The 685-nt window shown below is 39.9% G+C and carries 2 protein-coding genes; both read right to left on the bottom strand.

Going from position 1 to position 685, the window contains the following annotated elements:
- Positions 1-46: 46 nt before the first annotated feature.
- On the bottom strand, positions 47-406 hold the full coding sequence (locus DW103_RS17990) for a hypothetical protein (RefSeq protein WP_147381258.1): 360 nt from the start codon (positions 404-406) through the stop codon (positions 47-49).
- Between the two features lie 28 nt (positions 407-434).
- On the bottom strand, positions 435-602 hold the full coding sequence (locus DW103_RS18195; protein WP_158576721.1) for a hypothetical protein: 168 nt from the start codon (positions 600-602) through the stop codon (positions 435-437).
- Positions 603-685: the final 83 nt, after the last annotated feature.

Genomic DNA, 685 nt, shown 5'->3' with positions numbered 1-685 from the left:
CGAGTTTTATAAAGCCGCTCAAGGCTCGTTATTATTTAGTTTTTAATCATTTACCATAGATAAACCAAATCGGTCTGACCTTGATATAAGCATACTGTTCATCATCCAATACCCCCCAACTCCGAGCATATAATTCCCACGCTTCGCCTGTGCTTCCGTCAGTATCAGGTTCGCTATAATCAGGTGGTGTGTTCTCCAGCCAACCCCATACAAATTGAGCAGCTTGGTCGGGGGTCATGGGATAAGGCAATTTTTGTACATTCTTTCCTTTATCAGACCAGTATAGAATCATTGTATTATCCTTGACCTTATATGCTTCAACTCTTTTGAATATCTGCCCAGTCAATTGCATTGCCACTTTTAGGTTATCAAAACCTGTCATGGCTAATTTTATCGTTGTATTCATTTCTCTACTTTTTTGATTATTGAAATTGTCATCCATTCAGGCTGACACATTTGTTCTCTGAAATTGTGGTCTGCTGAAAAATCAGCCCTAAAGTGCTTGCATCCATCACACATATAATGCCCATCTCCCCAGCAATGTCCGGAAGGCTTGCCAGGAAAATAGCTGCCGGTTGGGCAGTCGTTCTGTGTATCTTCACGTATCATAATGAGATTCACTTCTATTTTAGTTGTTAATCTTTTCGTACTTTAACCCAAAACACCACTTAATCATAGCTCTCTT

Origin of the sequence: Parabacteroides sp. AM08-6, assembly GCF_003473295.1 — a bacterium.
Classification (GTDB): domain Bacteria; phylum Bacteroidota; class Bacteroidia; order Bacteroidales; family Tannerellaceae; genus Parabacteroides.
The sequence above is the reverse complement of the archived record's forward strand: the minus strand, read 5'-3'. Positions and strand labels throughout refer to the sequence as shown.